The sequence below is a fragment of the Streptomyces sp. NPDC059828 genome (assembly GCF_042731955.1).
Lineage (GTDB): Bacteria > Actinomycetota > Actinomycetes > Streptomycetales > Streptomycetaceae > Streptomyces.
Genome location: NZ_JBHWIW010000056.1, coordinates 1 through 17,265 on the forward strand (window position 1 = coordinate 1; position 17,265 = coordinate 17,265).

Genomic DNA, 17,265 nt, shown 5'->3' on the forward strand with positions numbered 1-17,265 from the left:
CGGGTGGGGGGGGGGGGGTGCTGTAGCGGGCGGCGGAGGATGTTACGGGGCGCGCCGGGCTGCCGGCGGCCGTCACAGGACGGCCGCCGGAAGCCCGGTGCCCAGCCCTGGCGCGGTCAGTGCCAGCCCTCGCGGTAGGCCGCCCAGTCCCCCTCCTGCGCCGCGAAGTCGACGTACAGCGCCACACCGAACCGCTTCCGGCCCGGGTCCGTGCGCCCGAGGCCGAGCCGGGCGCCCCGGATCGCCGCGGACACCGTCTCGGCGTTCTCCCAGTGCCCGATGTCGTCCTCGTGGAAGAACGGCAGCCCCATGAGCACGTCGGTGTCGTCGGGGGCGACTTCCAGGGCCAGCGAGGTCTGCTGGGCGACATAGCCGCCGTACAGGCTCTCCAGCGGCATCCATGTGTCGTACGACATCACCGCTATCTGGTCCACGCGGCGCGCCACCTCGCCGAAGAACTCCTGGGACCACCACTTGCCCCGCCCGGTGAGCGCGCTGTTGACCGCGTGGGCGGCCGGCAGCGGGTCTATCTGGTGGGCGGCCACCGAGAGCGGGACCCGGCGCTGCGCCGTGAGCCGCCGAAGATCGTCCAGCAGTGACAGATAGTCACGGTCGCCCGAGTGCAGGGGCTCCAGATCGAAGTGCACCCCGTCGAACCCGGCGTCCAGCACCTGCTCCGCGGACCGCACCACCGCCGCACGGCTCCCCCCGTCGGACAGCCTCAGCCCGTCCGGCGACTCGCCGGCCAGCTTGTCCCCGAGCCAGGCCTGCACCCGCACTCCCGGTATCGCGCGGTGCACGCCGTCGATCAGCCACCGTGCCCGCACATAGCGCTCCGCGGGCAGCGTCCCGTCATGCTCCAGCGGTCCCGCGTGCACATACAGGTCCCGTATCCCCGTGCCCCGTATCCGCGCGGCGAAGGCGGCGAGGTCGGCGTCCTTCCGTCGGCCGTCCACCCAGGCGTGGCCGAGCCAGACGGCGTCCTTGCCGCGGGTCGTGGTGCCCTTCCCGTACTCCCCCGCGTAGTTGAGCCGCAGAGCCACGGCCCCCGTCGAGGCGGGCACGACCAGGAGCAGGGCGAGCGCGAGCGTGATCCGCCGCGGCCACCTCAGCCGTGGACTCCCGAGCGACGAGCGCACACGGCTCGGCAGGGCGCGTAGTCGTGCCTTCGTCAGTCGTGCCTTCAACAGAACCCCCGTCAGCAATGCTGTGTGCAGCGTGGTGCGTACGATCACCACCCTAGGTCCCGCCACTGACAGTGACGGTCACGCAGCGTGCACTGCTTGCCCGTCACGCGAGAGACCCGATACCCGTGGGCGACCCCGGGCTCCGTCAGACGGCGCAGCTCTCCGCCGACAGCACAGAACCGTGCCCGACGCCACCGATGACCGTCCGCGCCTCGTCGCGCTCGCGCGGCGCGGTGACCCACTCGCGCGCTCCCGCCCACGTCATCCGTGTCTTCTCCCCGTACGGCCGGTCGGGTGCGAGGCGTGCGAACGGGTCTCACGGGTGTCGGCTCCGCCCGGTCTCCGGTCGCGCACCCCCCGGAGCGGACATAACCTCCGAAACGTGACACGAATAGCCACCCGGGCGCTGCTCGCCCTGCTGGTGGCGGCGTGGTGGCTCATCGTGCCCGCCGCTCACGGCGACGCACGCGCCGAGGACCCGGTGCGGCTGTCGGGACAGGGCCAGATCACCGATCCCGTGGACGCGCTCGGCGATCTGGACGGGCAGGTGGCGGCGGCCCTGGACCGGCTCTACGACGCCCACCAGGTCCAGCTGTTCGTCGTGTACGTGCATGACTTCTCCGGCCGACCCGCCCAGACCTGGGCCGACGAGACCGCGACGAAGAACGGGCTGGGCCGCGACGACATCCTGCTCGCGGTCGCCACGCGCGACCGGCAGTACGCCTACTCCGCTGACCCCGACGCACCTCTGACCCAGGACCAGCTCGACGACGTGGCTCGTACGGCGATCGAACCGGCGCTGCGGCAGAACGACTGGGCGGGTGCCGCGATCGGGGCGGCGAACGGCTACACCGCCGTGCTGTCCGGACAGCCCGTGCCCACCCCCTCCGTCACTCCCGGGGTCGCCGACCCCGGCGGCGGCGAGCAGCAAGGAGCGTCCGGCACGGACCTGATCGTGCCGATCGCCGTGGTCGGCGGGGCGAGTGCGCTCGCCGTGTACACCTACACCCGCCGCAGGCGCCGGGCCGCGGAGCGCACCACACCCGGTGGCGCGGTGCGCGAGCAGGGCTGGGGCCGGGAGGAGCCCGGCGCGGAGCAGGCCGCTCCACTGCCCGGGCTGCCGGAGCTCGACGCCCAGGCCAAACAGACCCTCGTCGAGACGGACGACGCGATCCGCACGAGTCGGGAGGAACTGGGGTTCGCCACCGCGCAGTTCGGCGAGGAGGCCACCAAGCCCTTCACCGAGGCGCTGAAATACGCCCAGGGCGAGCTGACCGCCGCGTTCCGGCTGCGGCAGGCGCTTGACGACGCCTATCCGGAGGACGACGCGACCCGGCGTCAGATGCTGGACGAGATCATCTCCCGCTGTGCGGAGGCCAACCGGAGGCTGGACGCGGAGACCGAGGGCTTCGACCGGCTGCGCGCCCTCGAGGAGAACGCGCCACACGCCCTCGCCGCGGCCGATACGGCCTACCGCGAGCTCACCGGCCGAGCGGACACCGCCGAGGCCACACTGAACGTGATGCGCCGGCGCTACGCCGAGTCCGCGTCCGCCCCCGTGAGCGTGGACGTCGAACAGGCCAGGCAGCGGCTGCTGTTCGCCTCGACCACACTCGACGGGGCGCGCAGCGCCCTGGACGGGGGCGACAACGCCGCGGCGGCCGTCCGGATCAGGGCGGCCGAGGGCGCGGTCGACCAGGCCACCCGGCTCATCGACGCGGTCGACCGGCGCGCCCAGGACCTGGCGGAGGCGGCGGGCAAGCTCCCGGGCGCGCTCAGCGAGACGGACGCGGACCTGGCCGACGCACGGGGCCTGCTGGAGGGGACGGTGGCGGGCATGTCGACGGCCGATCTCCAGGGACGTATCGCCCGCGCGGAATCGGTCGTCGCCGAGGTGCGGCAGGCGGTGGACACCGGCCCGTACGACCCGATCGACGCACTGCGCCGGGTGGAGGAGGCGGACGCCATGCTGGACGAGGCACTGGCGGGCGCGCGGGAACGCGAGCAGGCGGTACGCCGGGCCGGAGCCCTGCTCGAACAGGCGACGCTCACCGCCCGTTCGGCGGTCACCGCGGCCACGGACTTCATCACCACGCACCGCGGGGCCGTGGGCGCCCAGGCCCGCACCCGGCTCACGGAGGCGCACCGCCGGCTGGAGCGGGCGGACGAGCTCGCGGACGTGGACCCCCAGGGCGCGCTGACCGAGGCCCAGCAGGCGGACGCGCTCGCCCGGCAGGCGCAGAGTCTCGCCGAGCAGGATGTGCGGTCCTATGGAAGCCCCTTCGGGTCCGGCGGGCCTGGCGGAGGCGGTGGACGAGCAGGCGGGGGCGGGCTCAGCGGGGCCGTGCTCGGCGGGATCATCCTGGGCGGGCTGTTCGGCGGTGGCGGGCACCGTGGCGGAGGCGGGTTCGGCGGGGGCTTCGGCGGAGGACCGGGCAGTGGCGGCTTCGGCGGGCGGCCCGGGAGTTTCGGCGGGGGCGGCACACGCGGCCGGATGGGGGGCGGTGGCCGCTTCTGATCCCGTTCCGCACAGGAGCGAAGGAACCAAGGAACCACATCCCGCACGAGGGATTCCGCACAAGGAGAGGCGCCATGACCAAGCAGACCATCCTCGGCCGGGTCGGCCAGCTGGCGAAGGCCAACATCAACGCACTCCTGGATCAGGCCGAGGACCCGCAGAAGATGCTCGACCAGCTGATCCGGGACTACACCAACAACATCGCCGAGGCCGAGCAGGCCGTCGCGAGCACCATCGGCAATCTGCGGTTGATGGAACAGGACCACCGGGAGGACGTGGAAGCGGCCGGGGAGTGGGGCGGGAAAGCGCTTGCGGCGAGCAGGAAGGCCGATGAGCTGAGGACGTCGGGGCAGGGCGCGGAGGCGGACACCTTCGACAACCTCGCGAAGGTCGCGTTGCAGCGGCAGTTGCAGTCCGAGCGGGAGGCGAGGACGGCGGAGCCCACGATCGCCGCGCAGACGGAAGTCGTGGACAAGCTCAAGGAGGGGCTCAGCCAGATGCGGGCCAAGCTCGGTGAGCTCAAGGCGAAACGGGACGAGCTCGTGGCCAGGTCCAAGTCCGCCCAGGCGCAGAACCAGATGATGGACGCGGTCAAGAACATCGACGTGCTGGATCCGACGAGCGAGCTCAGCCGGTTCGAGGACAAGGTGCGCCGGGAGGAGGCCAAGGCCGTGGGCAAGCAGGAGCTGGCCGCCTCGTCGCTGGACGCGCAGTTCGAGCAGCTGGACGCCCTGGGCGACGGCGCGGAGATCGAGGCACGGCTGGCGGCCCTCAAGGCGGCGTAGGCCCTGGCCGGGCGGTCCTTGAGGGCCGGCCCGCGGCATCGGCAGCGACGGAGGAACCCCATGCCCTCCGGGCTGAGGGAGTCTCGCCGGGCGGTGCGATCGCCCCGGCCGGACGCCGAGGGAGATCGCCCGGCCCGAGAGGACCGCCGGACAGGGCCGGGTAGCCGGCAGTCCGGTCCTCAGGTCTCAGTGGCTGTTGTTGTTCCGACTTGAGGAGTGCTGGTCGAACGGGAGTCACCTGAACTCCCGACCCGACCGGTCTTCCCCCGCCATCGTGGCCTCCGCGTCCATCACATCGAGCGGCAGCGTGACCGCGCGCACCGGGTGGATGTCACGTCGCCGAGGTGCCCGGCCGCACGGCGAGGCCAGAGCACTCACAGGCACGACGCCTGGCGTACCGCCACCACCAGCGTCCTCGCAGCAGTGCGCAGCTTGTCACCCGAGCGGTGGGAGGCGAGGACGTCTGCAATGGCCAACCGGCGGCGACTGTGAAAATCGCTGTCCGATCACCGGAGCATGGTGATAGACACCCGGCGTGGAAAAGAATCTTGAGTTCCCTGACCTGTTGCGACTGATCGATGAGCGCTCGACCGCCTTCCGCGCCGTGGTCGCCGCCGCGCCCGGTCTCGACGCGCAGGTGCCGACCTGCCCCGGGTGGACGCTGTTCGATCTGGTGAAGCACCTGGGTGGGGGAGACCGTTTCTGGGCCGCCATCGTCGGCGCGGGGTCTGCCGACGCTCCCCCGGCCGAGGCCGTCGCCGCGCGCGCCGCGCTGGAAGTGCCGCAGGAGCGTGAGGCCCTGCTGGCCTGGCTGGACGCGTCGACGCAGCTTCTGCTGGGCGCCCTGCGCGCGGCGGGACCGGAGAGCGGTTGCTGGACGTGGTGGCCCGCGTCGCAGTCACCGCAGACCGCCGGCGGCACCGCCCGGCACCGGGTCCAGGAGACCGCGGTGCACACCTACGACGCCCAGCTCGCCGGGGGCTCCCCTCAGCCGCTGCCGGTCGAGCTGGCACTCGACGGTGTGGAGGAGTTCCTGTTCACCGTCTGCGCAACGCCGAGTGCCTGGCCGCACAAGCCCACGGCCTTCGACTTCCACGCCGCCGAGGGCCGCTCCTGGCGCCTCACCGTCGACGGCGACGGCGCACGCATCACCCGCATCCCCGCTCCCACCGCCGCGACCGGCGAAGACTTGGACGCAGCCGGCGCCTCCGTCCACGGAACGGCCAGTGAGCTGGTCCTCTATCTATACGACCGGATCCAGGCCGACTCCTTGCACGTTGACGGAGACGCGGGGCTGCTCGACCTGCTCCGCGCCTGGGAGCCGGAGGAGAAGTAGGACGTAGCGGGGGCGGTTGGCCGCGCCTCGAGCCGATAGGACACGACCCTTCGCCAGGTTCGTCAGTCGCGGCACCGGGCTCAAACCCGCGAGGCGGCCTCGGGGCGTCACCAAGCCGACCGTCTACCTGGATGGTGCGAATTCGTCCGTCCCAGCGATCACGAGAAGCGACGCGACTGCCGTCGTCCCGATCTCGTCGAGAAGTCAGTCGATCGGGTGACTGAGGCGGATGCCGTGCATGAGAGCAGGGCCTCTTGGTAGCTCGAAGGGTGTCGAATCCAACGTGCGGTCCAGGAGGCCCTGTTGTCGTATTTCTACGGCAACGCGGGAGTGGGGTCCGCTTCAGCCACTCTCGCGTGTGACTGTCTGGCTCACAATTTCGGGAACGCCAGAGACCACGGGCGCGCGAGCGTCGGTATCCCACCGACATGTCGGACGCCGAGTGGGCGGTGGTCCGGCCACCGCTGCCGGTGCCGGCTGGCTGCGGGGCCGGGGCGGGCAACCGGAGGCCTATTGCCACCGCGCGATGCTGGACGCGATGCGCTACCTGGTCGACAACGGCACGAAGTGGCGGGCCATGCCTGCCACTTCGTGCCGTGGGACCGGGTCTACGCGTTCTTCCGGCGCTGGCGCAACCTCCGCCGGTTCGGGCCGCGCCGGCTGCACATCGGGAGCCGGCAGACCCTCGGAGGCGGCGGGGCCGACGACGGCGTCGTTGCCCGGGGCCAGCACCTCGCCAACTGAGCGGGCGATGATCCACTCGTTCCACTCCCGCTGAGCCACGGCCAGCTCCGCCTGGAGGCGGTCGGCCTCCTCCCGCAGATCGTCGACACGACGGCGAGCGGTGAGCTCACGCTGTTCCAGCAGTCCCACGACCGACGGCATCCTCGACCTCCACCAAGCAACGACACGACACGTCACCACTGCCACGAGACCGCCGACCCTATGCCTGACCAGCGAGAACGCAGTCCTCAAGCCCGGAAAGACAACAACTCAGAACATGCTGAGCAGCTGCTCCACGCTGGGCTCGGCCGCCGAGTCACCGTCCGGCAGGGCCAGTTCGAACCACACCGTCTTGCCGCGCGGGGTGCGGCGGGAGCCCCAGGCCGCGCTCAGGAGCCCCACGAGCTGGAGCCCCCGTCCGCCCTCGTCGGTGTCCCGCGCGCGCCTGCGCCGGGGCTGTACGAGGCCTGCGTCCCAGACCTCGCAGACGAGGGTGCGGTCGCGCAGCAGCCGCAGCCGGATCTCGCCCTCCCCGTAGCGCAGGGCGTTGGTGACCAGCTCGCTCACGAGCAGCTCCACGGTGTCCACGAGCGGCTCGAGCTCCCAGGCGACCAGCTGGGTCCTGGCAAGCTCACGGGCACGACCCACCGAACGGGGTTCGCGAGGCAGCTGCCAGTCGCCCACGGCCTCGGTCGGCATCCCCTGGATCCGGGCCATGAGAAGGGCGATGTCGTCCTCGCCGTGGTGCGTGTCGAGGGTGTTCAGGACGTGGTCGCAGATGTCCTCGAGCGAACGGGCGCCCGCTCCGGGGCTCACCGTGCCTCCCTGGCGTCCCGGGCTCACCGAGCCCGCCTGCAGCGGGAGCGCGCGGCGCGCCGACGGGCGGGACGGATCGGTGAGCGCCGCCCGGAAGGCGCTGAGGCCCTCGTCGAGTGGATGGTCCCGGGACTCGACCAGACCGTCCGTGTACAGCGCGAGGAGGCTGCCTTCCGGGAGCTCGACCTGGACCTCCTCGAAGGGCTCGCCGCCCACTCCGAGCGGCATGCCCGGCGGCACGTCGAGCAGCAGGGCCTCTTCGCCCGGTTCGAGCAGGATGGGCGGCAGGTGCCCGGCGTTGGCGAAGGTGCAGCGCCTGGTCACCGGGTCGTACACGGCGTAGACGCAGGTCGCCAGATAGACCTCGGAGAGCTCCGGGTCACGGGACTTGTGGGCCACGCGGGATGCCTGCTGGGCACCGCTGGGGCTGCCGAGCCCGCGGGCGATCTCGTCCAGCGCGGAGAGCACCTCGGCGGGCTCCAGGTCGAGCAGCGCCAGGGTCCGTACGGCAGTGCGCAGTTCACCCATGGCGACGGCGGCACGCAGTCCGCGGCCCATCACGTCGCCGACGACCAGGGCGGTGCGGTGCCCGGGGAGTTCGATGACGTCGAACCAGTCGCCGCCCACCTCGGTCGCGGTGTTGCCGGGCAGATAGCGGCAGGCGATGTCGAGCCCGGCGGCCTCGGGGTCACCCGGGGGCAGCAGGCTCCGCTGGAGGATCAGGGCGCGTTCGTGCTCGCGGCGGTAGAGCCGGGCGTTGTCCATGCAGACGGCGGCGCGCGCGGCGAGTTCGACCGCGAGGGCGCGGTCCCGTTCGCCGAAGGGCTCGCTGCCCTTGGCCCGGGAGAACTGCACCAGGCCGATGACCGCGTCGTGCGCGACCATCGGCACGGCGAGGGTCGACTGGACGAGGCTGCGGTCCTCGCCGGGGATGGTCTGTACGCGGGCGGTGCGCAGGGCGACGGCCGACGGCGTGCTGAACGGGAAGTGGTGGACGGCCCCGACGCGCGGCCACGCCGGCGTACCCGTGGCAGGGCTGTCCGGGGACTCCGGGCCGTCTAGGCCGTCGGACGGGAGGGCGCCGGCGACCGCGCTGGCGAAGGCCACCCGGCGCAGTTCGGCGCTGGCACCACCGTAGCCCTCCGGGCGGCTGGAGCCCCAGTGTCCCGGCGGGGCCTCGTCCCCGGAGAGCAGCCCCTGGTAGAGGTCCACGGACGCGAGGTCGCAGAACCCGGGCACGGCGACGTCGAGCAGTTCGCGGGCCGTGGTCTCCAGGTCGAGTGAGTTGCCGATCCGGGCGCTCGCCTCGTTGAGGATGGCGAGGTTGCGCCGGGCGCTGGCGGCCTCGCGGGCGGCTACGTGGCGGCGCGTGACGTCGATTCCGAGTCCGGCGACGCCGATGGGGCGTCCCGTGCCGCTGTGCACCCGGTAGAGGTTCACCGCCCAGTGGCGGCGATCGATGCTGTCGGGCACGCTGCCGACGATCTGGAGGTCGGTGACGGACTCCCCGGTGTCCAGGACCCGCTTGAGCGCGGCGGTCATCCGCTCCGCCTCGGGCCGGGAGAGATAGTCGTGGACGGTGCGCCCGCGGTGCTCCGACACCGCACCGCCGAACACCTTCGCGAAACGCTGGTTGGCACGCACGACGGTGAGGTCGGGGCCGAACAGGAGGAAGCCAAAAGGAGATTGGCCAAAAATGGCCTGCGATGCGGCGAGATCGGTCTCTATGCCGCGCAGCGCGCGGACATCGACCACGATACAGAGCGCGGCACGCCGACCGCCCTCGGTCTCGCTCGGCATGACGTAGACCTCGGCAAGACCGTGGGCGTGGTCCTCGTCCGGCATACGGAAGGGGACGAGGCCGGTCCACTCCCTGCCGTCGAGGATCTCGGCCATCTTGCGGTGGCCACGGGGGCGCAGCTCGGCAGGCATGAAGACCTCGATCGGGTCCTTGCCCATGACTTCCGCGGGTTCGATACCGAACTGCTCGGTGGCACGACGGCTCCACTGGTCGACCAGCCCGTCAGGGCCGATCGAGAACGATGCCACCTTGATGTAGTCGTAGATCGAGCCGGGCGGACTGCTCTGCCACACCACGCCGCTCGCCGTCTCAGGTATCTCGCTCACGCGACCGTCCCCTCCAGCTCACCGCACCGGACCGGCCATGCCTGGCAGTATTCAGCACTACGGCCTCCGGCGGCACGGCGTTCACGATCACAGAGCGGTCTCGTTCATTTTGAGCCGAGAACGCGATGATCGACGTCCCATCAGACTTCTAACCAGGCAGAGGCAGCTCGAACCACACCGTCTTGCCCGTCCTGCCGTGACGTGTGCCCCACCGCCTGGCGGTGCAGGCCACCAGCTGGAGTCCGCGTCCGCCTTCGTCCTCAGGGCCGGCCGGGCGCTCCAGGGGTGGATCGGGGAGGGGGTCGCTGACCTCCACGAGGAGCGCGGAACGGGTCGGCGGGGTGTCACCGTCCACACTCAGCCGGACCAGACGTACGCCGATCGGGCCGGAGGCGTACCGCAGCGAATTGGTCACCAGCTCGCTGACCAGCAGCTCGGTCACATCGCCGAGGCCGTCCAGACCCCAGTCGCGCAGCGCGTCCCGGACGGCGTGGCGTGCGGCGCGGACGGCATCGGGCGCGCCAGGGAAGGTCCACTCGGCGATGTCGCCAAGGGTGTCGCTCACACCGATCACTTCCCACGGCCGATCGTGGTGACTGGACCACGTCTGATTCCGGAGCGTCATTCACCCCATACCCGATATTCAGGACAACTACCGCTGCGGAACCCCTACGGTGACGCGAATGGCGGACACGGTCCGGGCAGGGCAGTACAAGGGAGAAGCCTCACCCCGGAGACCCCGGGGGGCGCCCTGGCACGCACCGCGCCGCGGCGTCGACCGCCGGACGGTCCTGGGGCAGCCAGTCCACGGTGTCCAGCTCGTCGGGGGCGAGCCAGCGCAGCTCGTCGTGGTCCTCCAGCGGTTCGGGCTCGCCCCGCAGCAACCGGGCCGTCCACACCTGCAGCACATAGCCCGGGCCGAGCGGCCATTCACCGGGGACCCGCTCCAGCGGCTGCGCGTCGACACCGAGCTCCTCGCGCAGCTCGCGCACCAGCGCCTGCTCGGGGGTCTCGCCCGGCTCCAGCTTGCCGCCGGGCAGTTCCCAGCGGCCGGCCAGCTCGGGCGGCGCACTCCGGCGCGCGGCGAGCAACCGTCCCTGCTCGTACACCGCTCCGGCCACCACGACCCGGGCTGTCACACGATCCGTCATGCGCGGGAGCGTAACGCGCCACGGCGCCACGACCGTGCCGTGTACGAGGGGGCGCCCCTGCCGGCCGTCGTGCCGGATACGAGGGCGGGGCGAGGGGGTACGGGGCTAGGCCAGATCGGGGGCCGGCGTCGCCGGCCCGAAGCGCTCCACCCAGTAGAGCTGCCGGTGGCCGCGAGCGTCGAGGCTGTCGGCGATCTTCCGCGCTTCGACCTCGGTGGCGTACCTGCCGACGCGATAGCGGTTGCCGTTGTCGTCCTGACGGATCACCAGCCAGGGAAGCACCGCGCTGTCTTCGCTCATCGCGACCCTCCCGTCGCCTGCCTGCGCATCTTCAACAGTCCCCAGGAAACCGCACTCTGCATATGCCCGAGCTTACGCCTGACATTTACTCAGCGGTTACGCGTTCTCACAAAGAGATACGTATCCAGCCAGAGGCGGGATGGGGAGAGGGAGCGTACATGGCCGAGCGCGCCCCTCACAGGGCGCTTTCAGGCCCCGTGGCGGCTTACCGCACGGGAAGGTGGTACGAGATCCGGTAGCGATCGGCCGGGATGACGACATCCGCCGTCTCCACCGCCCGGCCCGACGCGTAGTAGGTCCTTTGGATGACCATGACCACATGGCCCGGAACCCCGCCGAGCGCCTGGAGCTCCTCCGCGAGTCCCGGACGCGCGCCGACCTCTTCCGCCACGTTGTCCACGACGACGTCGATGGCTCCCATCCGCTCGACGACACCGCAGCCGCCGAGCGGCCCTTCCTCGGGCAGCATCACGGGCGTCCGGCCGGTGATGGCGAGCGGCTCCCAGGAGGTGGACAGCATCATCGCCTCGCCCGCCTCCCGGAACACATAGCGGGTACGCATCACCCGCTCGTCCGCACCGATCCCCAGCCGGGCGGCGACGGCGGCACCGGCGTCCACCTGCTCACTGCGGGACTCCCAGGTACCCCGGGCGCCGTCCACCGCCTGTTCCTGGCGAAACGGGCTGCCGCCGGACGTCAGCCGGAAACCGGAACGGGCGATCCGGCGGGGCACCGGCCGCTCGCGCACATAGGTGCCCGACCCGGAGCGGCCCTCGACGAGCCCCTCGGCCATCAGCACCTTGCGCGCTTCGAGCGCCACGGTGTCCGACACCCCGTACTCCTCGCGGATACGGGCCTGCGAGGGAAGCCGGGTGCGCGGCGGCAGTGAACCATTGGCGATCTTCCGTCGGAGATCGCTCGCAACACGCAAATAGGCGGGCTGCTCACCGAATGCCACTGGCCACTCCCAACGGGTTGACAGACAGCGACAGCGTGGCAACCTTCGGTTGGCCCCCGCAAGCATGGGCCAGAGCATCACCAGTCGCAATGGCGCCTCTTCAGCCAACGCCTTACCGGAGGTAGGCCGCGTGACGCCCGGCCCGACGACAGAAGAGGTGGTCGCCCGAAGCGACCACCCCTTGCTGTTATGTCAGAACCTGATCAGAACTGGCGACCCCAGGAGTCGATCTTCCCGGTGTCGTCGCTCGCGTTGTCGCTCCCGCACAGCCTCCCTGCTTCGTTCGCGACCTCGGACAAGGCGTTCACCGTCGGGGGCGTTGCCCAAGGCCCTGCTGACGGTGACGGACGATTCCACCGTGGGATCCCGGCCGGGCGCGGCACACAAGTGCCATGGTGGATCACATGACGGAGTACCAGTGCCCGATGTGCGAGGTCCGGTCCCCGGTGGAAACGGCAGCCTGGTGCTGTCCGCGGTGCCATGGCCCATGGGACCTCGGCTTCCGGGCATCCCCCGTACCCCGCGACTCACTGCCGCGCCGCGTCAACTCACTCTGGCGGTACGAGGAGGCCCTGCCGCTGCCCGCCCCGGCAAGCGCCGCGGTCTCCCTGGGCGAGGGCCGCACCCCGCTGGTTCCACTCACGGACACCGTCACGGCCAAGCTCGACTTCCTGATGCCGACCCTGTCCTTCAAGGACCGCGGCGCGGTGATGCTCGCCGAGCTGGCACGGCGGCTGAAGCCCCGCCGCGTGATCGCCGACAGCAGCGGAAACGCGGGCACGTCGATCGCGGCGTACTGCGCCCGCGCCGGTCTCGACTGCACCGTCTACGTGCCCGCCGGCACCTCCCCCAAGAAGCTCGAGCAGATCGGAGCCCATGGGGCGCGCGTGGAACTCGTCCCCGGAGACCGCGAGGCCGCGGCACAGGCGGCCCGCTCGGTCGCCGGGGACGAGGGCGTCTTCTACGCCTCGCATGTGTTCAACCCGTACTTCCTGCACGGCACCAAGACCTATGTGTACGAGATCTGGGAGGACCTCGGCGGCCGGCTGCCCGAAGCCCTCGTACTGCCGGTCGGAAACGGGACCCTCCTGCTCGGCGCGGCGCTCGCGATCGACGAGTTGCACGCCCAGGGCCTGATCACCCGGAAGCCCGCCCTGCTCGCCGTCCAGGCCGCGGCGGTCGCCCCCCTGGCCTTCGCCTTCCGCGCGGGAGCGGACGACATCGTGGCCCCGTCCTTCACGACCCGCACCCTCGCCGAGGGCATCGCGATCCCGAACCCGCCCCGGGCCCGCCAGATCCTCACCGCGGTACGCGCCACGGGCGGCAGCTTCCTCACGGTGACGGAGGACCAGATCCGCGCCGCTCAGCGGGACCTCGCCGCCCGCGGCCTCTACGTCGAGTCCACCGGGGCGGCATCCTGGGCCGCGGCCGGCACCCGCGACCTGGGCGACCGGACCGCGGTGCTGCCGCTGTGCGGGGCGGGGCTGAAGTCGGGGCTCGCGGCGGCGACGTAGACGGGTCGGTCATACGGCCGGGCCCCCGGAAGTACCCCCCTGTGCGTTCAGGCGCCAGGGGCTGCCTCCACCACGAGGTGCTCAAGGACCGTGACCCCGTAGTGCGAGCGCGTCCTCGGCGGCTCCGCGAAGCGGAGGGTGGACCACTTGGCGAACAGGGCGTTTAGAGCGATCTGGGTTTCGAGCCGGGCGAGACCGGCTCCGAGGCAGTAGTGCGCTCCGTATCCGAAGCCGAGATGCCGTCTGATCTCCCGCCGGTCGTCGAGGCGGTCGGGCTGGCTGAAGGCCTCCGCGTCACGGTTGGCCGTGCCGAGCATGATCAGGACCAGGTCGCCGGCCGCGATCTTCCGGCCTGCCACCTCGACCGTGTCCGTGGCCACCCTGGCGACCTGCTGGACCGAAGTGTCGAAGCGCAGCAACTCCTCGATCGCGCGGTCGGCACCGTCACCGCTCAGGCGTTCCCAGGATTCGGTGTGCAGGATCGAGCGTACGGCCTTGCCGATGAACGTCGATGTGGTCTCGAAACCCGCGTAGATGAGGAACGTCGCCGTGGCCCAGACGTCCTGGAGTTCGATCTCGCCCTTGCGGTGGGCGTCACGAAGCAGATGCAGCCCGGTGCCCACGGGCGGTTCGCCCGCGAGCACCTGGTCGATGACCACGGTCATGTCCTCGAGTGCGCTGTGCCCCCTGGTGACCACGTCGGGCAGGTAGTCCGCGATCAGGAAGGCTGCGACGTCCTGCGCCCAGGCCTCCAGATGCGGAGCGACGCGCGGGGGCAGGCCGAGGATGTGGCAGATGACCCGTCCGGAAAGGGGCACCGCGAGATCCGCCATGACGTCGATGGATTCCCGGTGCGCGGCCATGAGTTCGTCGACCACACCCTCGACGAAGGGCCGCAGCTCGGCCACCCGCTCGGCCGAGAAGAGCGGGGCGACCAGTTTCCGGGCCCTGCCATGGCTGGGATGGTCGTTAAACATGAACCATTTGCGCACCAGCCCCGAGGTGCGCGCGCCGTCACCGCCGCCGACCGCGGCGTGCAGCGGCGTGCTTCCCCTCTCCGGCCAGGCGGACGAGAGCGAGGGGTGCCGCAGCAGTTCGGTCGCCTCGCGGAATCCGGTGACGAACCACAGCGCGAGATCCTCGTCCCAGCGGACGGGCTCGATGTCGCGGTGCCGTAGGTAATCACGGCATGGGTCGGTCATCGCCCCTTCGCCGCTGTCGTACGGACACCTGGTGGCGGCTGTGTGACTCACGTGAACTACTCCTGCTCAAAGGTCTGTTCCCACGGGGCGGAGCCAGGGGCGGCACCGCCCCTCCCGCCCTGCACACCGGTCACACGCCGAGTCGCTGCTTGATCTCCGCGAAGTAGGGGATGTGCTGGTAGTCGCGCGCCTCGGGGTCGTAGACCGTGTAGGCGTTGGTGAATCCGAGGAGATCCTTCTTGACCGCGTCAACGGGTTCCGTGTGGATCCTGCTCTCGATGCGCTCGATCTCGTTCAGGAAGCCCGCGAGCACACCCGGAAGCCCGGGCAGGAGGGTGATCTTTCCGTTGGCGAGGCGGATTCCGTTGTGCTCGGAGAGGTAGTTGAAGAGCAGCTGCGAGGCCACCGCGTCGTAGTTCGGGCGGGGAATCCCCTCTACCGCGTAACGCAGGAGGCGCTCCGCGAGCATGAACTCATAGGCCGTCATCGCCTCTTCGCGCGGAAGCTTCTCGTCCTGCAGGCAGACGAGCATTCCGGACACATCGACGCGCAGCTCCTCAAGGCCCGCCAGGGGCTTGATCTTCTTCGCCGAAAGAAAATCCGGGATGGGCATGTCGCCGTGCCGGTGATGGTACTCGTGGAGCCTCACCCACCAGGAGCACGCCAGCTCCACCGTCTTGTCGGACGCTCCCTGGATCCGCGGGAAGCTGCCGGGCTCCATCACCGCGTCGATCATTTTCCGCGTAATGCGGTTATGCCTCTCCACGAACTTGTCGATGAAATAGAAGATGAGATCTTCCGGCTGCTGGATTCCATCGATGTGATTTTCCGGGAAGAGCGCCACCACCACGCGCGACCGGAAGCCGTCGGTGGCTTTCGTGATATTCACCGGCATGGTGTTACTGGCATAACGCTCTGCCAGGTGGGGATCGGTCGGCAGTGTCTCGTAGGTGAGATAGTCCAGACCGAGAGCCGGGAAGTAGGAGGCATCGAAGAGCGAGAATATGTGATTGTCCCGCCGGGTGTTTATGTGCTCCTTGACGGCCTCCAGGCGATCACCGGACCTGAACGACCGGACATCCTCCAGAAGTGCCTGAACCGCAGGCTGCCGACGCAGCGAGGGGCTGACCTCGAGTCGCCTGGACAGCTCCTTGAGGGTCGCCTCCTCGCGGAACATCGCACGCTCCGGGAGGGTCTGCCTGATCTCCTGAATCTCCGCGAAAACCTGCTCCATGAATTCATCCCTCCGTGCGCATCAAGTGGAAATTGATGCGTTCAATTCCGGGCAGGCCAAGGTGTGCGGTCCGCCCCCTCGCCCGCTGCCACGTCGCCCCCACCACTTGACGCAGGAGCGGAAATAAAGAAGTGATTGCAAGCCTAAACGACCCGCTGATCAGTTGCAATGAGATTGGGGCCGGAACCCCGTTGTGACGATAACTACCCTCCGCTCCCCTCAGGGCCTTGCCATCCCGATACCGACACTGTTAGCTTCTTGATCAACATCAGCTCTCCGCGAGAGCTGAATTCACGCCCCACCTGGAGGTACAGATGGACGAGCAGGGTCGGTTCACCGTGGTCCTCAATACCGAAGAGCAGTATTCGATCTGGCCATTGGACAAGGCGATACCGGAGGGCTGGCGCTCGGACGGCACAAGCGGCACGAAGGACGAGTGCCTCGCCCGCATAGCCGAGGTATGGACCGATATGCGTCCGCTAAGCCTTCGCCGCGAGATGGAGGCGCAGGCTCAGTAATATGGCGAAGGCCGCGAAGGACAAATGGATTTACTACCAGCGCCCGGGGAACGAATCGGCCACTCGGCTGTTCTTCTTTCCGTACGCAGGTAAGGGGGCTTCCGGTTACCGGGAGCTGGCCGACAGCTTCGGCCCCGGGGTGGAGCCCGTGCTCGTGCAGACGCCGGGACGGGAGGGCCGCCTCGCCGAACCCGCCGTCGCGGATCTCGGTGAACTGGTGGTCCAGCTCGCCGACGCGCTGCGCGGCCGGATGGATGTGCCGTTCGCGTTCTTCGGGCACAGCATGGGTTCGCTGATCGCCCTGGAGCTGGCGGCGCATCTGGAGCGCACGGAACCGGGACTTCCCGGGCCGTTGGGCTTGTTCGTCTCCGCCGAGACCGCCCCTCATCTGCTCCTCCCTCCCCAGGTCCCCGACGACCGGCTCAGCGACGCGGAGTTCCTGGCGGACCGGACGCGTGTGCGAGAGGACAGTCCGCTGCTGTCCGACCCGCTGTTCACCGAGCTGATGCTGCCGAGCTACCGGGCGGACTGCCGGCTCGTCGAGCGGTACACGGCCACAGCCCGCGACACCGTGCTGCGTTGCCCGGTCTCCGCGTTCACCGGCGAGTACGACGAGATCGTGCCGCCGGAGTCCGTGGCCGGCTGGAAGCAGCACACCGCAGGCCGGTTCAGGCTGCGGCTGCTGCCCAGCGGCGAACACGCCTTCTTCGAAGCGGAGTCCCTCCCTTTGATCACAGCGGCGGTCGAGGGCGACCTCCGGGCCGCCCGGCAGTCCTGACGCCCGCCCGGGGGGCGGGGGGGGGGGGCGCGGGGGGGGGCCCCCCCCCCCCCCCGCGGGCAACCCCAAAGTGACCCCCCCGCCCCCCGGGGGCGGGCGCCCCCAGGGGGAGGGGCAC

Annotated in this window: 15 protein-coding genes; 6 read left to right on the forward strand and 9 right to left on the reverse strand. The window is 70.4% G+C overall.

Features of this window, described 5'->3' with window-relative positions:
* Nucleotides 1–116: 116 nt before the first annotated feature.
* On the reverse strand, nt 117–1,139 hold the full coding sequence (locus ACFV6V_RS26885) for a hypothetical protein (RefSeq protein ID WP_385569889.1): 1,023 nt from the start codon (nt 1,137–1,139) through the stop codon (nt 117–119).
* Between the two features lie 430 nt (nt 1,140–1,569).
* Between ACFV6V_RS26885 and ACFV6V_RS26890 the strand changes: the two genes are divergently transcribed.
* From ACFV6V_RS26890 to ACFV6V_RS26900, 3 genes are all read left to right on the forward strand, one after another.
* A complete protein-coding gene (locus ACFV6V_RS26890) occupies nt 1,570–3,705 on the forward strand; it encodes a TPM domain-containing protein (protein WP_385569814.1) in 2,136 nt (711 codons plus the stop codon).
* 74 nt (nt 3,706–3,779) lie between these two features.
* Nucleotides 3,780–4,490, forward strand: a complete 711-nt coding sequence (locus tag ACFV6V_RS26895) for a PspA/IM30 family protein (protein ID WP_385569816.1) — start codon at nt 3,780–3,782, stop codon at nt 4,488–4,490.
* A 535-nt stretch (nt 4,491–5,025) separates the two neighbouring features.
* Nucleotides 5,026–5,826, forward strand: a complete 801-nt coding sequence (locus tag ACFV6V_RS26900) for a maleylpyruvate isomerase family mycothiol-dependent enzyme (protein ID WP_385569819.1) — start codon at nt 5,026–5,028, stop codon at nt 5,824–5,826.
* A 543-nt stretch (nt 5,827–6,369) separates the two neighbouring features.
* Here the strand turns inward: ACFV6V_RS26900 and ACFV6V_RS26905 are convergent.
* From ACFV6V_RS26905 to ACFV6V_RS26930, 6 genes are all read right to left on the reverse strand, one after another.
* Nucleotides 6,370–6,711, reverse strand: a complete 342-nt coding sequence (locus ACFV6V_RS26905) for a hypothetical protein (RefSeq protein ID WP_385569891.1) — start codon at nt 6,709–6,711, stop codon at nt 6,370–6,372.
* A gap of 108 nt (nt 6,712–6,819) precedes the next feature.
* The gene (locus ACFV6V_RS26910) at nt 6,820–9,492 is read right to left on the reverse strand and encodes a SpoIIE family protein phosphatase (protein WP_385569822.1); all 2,673 of its coding nucleotides are present in this window, start codon (nt 9,490–9,492) and stop codon (nt 6,820–6,822) included.
* A 148-nt stretch (nt 9,493–9,640) separates the two neighbouring features.
* Nucleotides 9,641–10,066, reverse strand: coding sequence for an ATP-binding protein (locus ACFV6V_RS26915; protein WP_385569824.1), 426 nt, complete (start codon nt 10,064–10,066; stop codon nt 9,641–9,643).
* A 151-nt stretch (nt 10,067–10,217) separates the two neighbouring features.
* Nucleotides 10,218–10,643, reverse strand: coding sequence for a (deoxy)nucleoside triphosphate pyrophosphohydrolase (locus ACFV6V_RS26920; protein ID WP_385569827.1), 426 nt, complete (start codon nt 10,641–10,643; stop codon nt 10,218–10,220).
* Nucleotides 10,644–10,748: 105 nt separating this feature from the next.
* Entirely contained in the window at nt 10,749–10,943 is a 195-nt protein-coding gene (locus tag ACFV6V_RS26925; RefSeq protein ID WP_385569829.1) for an SPOR domain-containing protein, read from the reverse strand.
* Nucleotides 10,944–11,148: 205 nt separating this feature from the next.
* Nucleotides 11,149–11,901 carry a GntR family transcriptional regulator gene (locus tag ACFV6V_RS26930; protein ID WP_385569832.1) on the reverse strand — a complete coding sequence of 251 codons (753 nt, stop codon included), beginning with the start codon at nt 11,899–11,901 and terminating at the stop codon, nt 11,149–11,151.
* 404 nt (nt 11,902–12,305) lie between these two features.
* Between ACFV6V_RS26930 and ACFV6V_RS26935 the strand changes: the two genes are divergently transcribed.
* On the forward strand, nt 12,306–13,415 hold the full coding sequence (locus ACFV6V_RS26935; RefSeq protein ID WP_385569834.1) for a threonine synthase: 1,110 nt from the start codon (nt 12,306–12,308) through the stop codon (nt 13,413–13,415).
* A gap of 47 nt (nt 13,416–13,462) precedes the next feature.
* On the opposite strand, the gene ACFV6V_RS26940 is transcribed toward ACFV6V_RS26935, so the two are convergent.
* The gene (locus ACFV6V_RS26940) at nt 13,463–14,668 is read right to left on the reverse strand and encodes a cytochrome P450 (RefSeq protein ID WP_385569837.1); all 1,206 of its coding nucleotides are present in this window, start codon (nt 14,666–14,668) and stop codon (nt 13,463–13,465) included.
* A gap of 79 nt (nt 14,669–14,747) precedes the next feature.
* On the reverse strand, nt 14,748–15,851 hold the full coding sequence (locus tag ACFV6V_RS26945) for a DUF6421 family protein (RefSeq protein WP_385569840.1): 1,104 nt from the start codon (nt 15,849–15,851) through the stop codon (nt 14,748–14,750).
* Between the two features lie 314 nt (nt 15,852–16,165).
* Here ACFV6V_RS26945 and ACFV6V_RS26950 point away from each other — a divergent pair, with 314 nt between their 5' ends.
* Together ACFV6V_RS26950 and ACFV6V_RS26955 are read left to right on the forward strand one after the other, a co-directional pair.
* Nucleotides 16,166–16,369, forward strand: coding sequence for an MbtH family protein (locus tag ACFV6V_RS26950; RefSeq protein ID WP_385569843.1), 204 nt, complete (start codon nt 16,166–16,168; stop codon nt 16,367–16,369).
* 1 nt (nt 16,370) lies between these two features.
* Nucleotides 16,371–17,147 (forward strand): thioesterase II family protein, encoded by a 777-nt coding sequence (locus ACFV6V_RS26955; RefSeq protein WP_385569845.1) that lies wholly within the window; start codon nt 16,371–16,373, stop codon nt 17,145–17,147.
* The last annotated feature ends 118 nt before the right edge of the window (nt 17,148–17,265 follow it).